The following is a 942-nucleotide window of genomic DNA, read 5'->3' as shown; positions in this document are numbered from 1 at the left end:
GCCGCCTTTGGGGCGGACTTTGTAGCCGAGGTTGGGGCTGCCGTCGGCTTCGGTGGTGCGGCCGGTGTTCCACCAGCCGGCGACCGAGTCCACTTTGTGGAAGGAGCCGTTGATCGTGGAGTCGAAGCTCACGGAGTCGAAGATGTAGAACTCGGCTTCGGCGCCGAAGTAGGCGGTGTCGGCGATGCCGGTGCTGGTGAGGTAGCTCTCGGCCTTGCGGGCGATGTTGCGCGGGTCGCGGGAGTAGGGCTCGCGGGTGAACGGGTCGTGGACGAAGAAGTTGAGGTTCAACGTCTTTGCCGCCCGGAACGGATCGATCCGGGCGGTGGAGAAGTCGGGCAGCAGCATCATGTCGGATTCGTGGATGGACTGGAATCCGCGGATCGATGATCCGTCGAACGCCAGTCCATCCTCGAATGCGGCCTTGTCGAGTGCTGAGGCCGGGATCGACAAGTGCTGCATCACTCCGGGCAGGTCGCAAAATCGGACATCGACGTAGTCGATCTGTTCGTCGGCGATCAGCTTGAGAATGTCGTCAGCGGTCTTGTCGGTCACTGTGGTGCTCTCCTCGGAACTCTCAGTTGGCAATGCTCTTGTCGTGCAATGGATTTGTTAGGCCCAGCTGGAGCCGACGGAGGCGTCGGTGTTGGCCATGTTGTTGCCGGCCGACTGCACCTTCTGACCGTGGCTGTTGGGGCGTGTCTCATTGACTGTGTAAGTGGTTTGGCCTGAATGGTGGTGGCAGGCTGCTACCACCGGACAGGAGAGATCATCTTGCCGACCTCTGATTCGAACGCCGCTGCCGAAAAGCTGTCGAAGTTGTTGCCCCCGGCAGCCGTGGATGCGCTGCTGGCTGACGCCGAAGCCTCTGGAACGCCGCTTGATGGCCCCGACGGGCTGCTGGCCGCTATCACCAAATCCGTGCTGGAACGGGCCCTAGAC

At 61.9% G+C, this 942-nt stretch carries 1 protein-coding gene and 2 pseudogenes; 1 reads left to right on the top strand and 2 read right to left on the bottom strand.

Annotated elements, in window-relative coordinates; genetic code table 11:
* Together EJK91_RS21415 and EJK91_RS21410 are read right to left on the bottom strand one after the other, a co-directional pair.
* The coding region (locus tag EJK91_RS21415; RefSeq protein ID WP_206430461.1) for a glutamine synthetase beta-grasp domain-containing protein at positions 1 to 555 on the bottom strand (555 nt) is incomplete at its 3' end.
* Positions 556 to 612: 57 nt separating this feature from the next.
* Positions 613 to 693: pseudogene (locus EJK91_RS21410) on the bottom strand (type VII secretion protein EsxI); the annotation flags it as partial.
* A 117-nt stretch (positions 694 to 810) separates the two neighbouring features.
* Between EJK91_RS21410 and EJK91_RS21405 the strand changes: the two are divergent.
* Positions 811 to 942, top strand: a pseudogene (locus tag EJK91_RS21405) (IS256 family transposase); the annotation flags it as partial.

Source organism: Mycobacterium sp. P7213, from assembly GCF_900604305.1.
GTDB lineage: Bacteria > Actinomycetota > Actinomycetes > Mycobacteriales > Mycobacteriaceae > Mycobacterium.
This window is presented reverse-complemented; position numbering and strand designations above follow the sequence as displayed.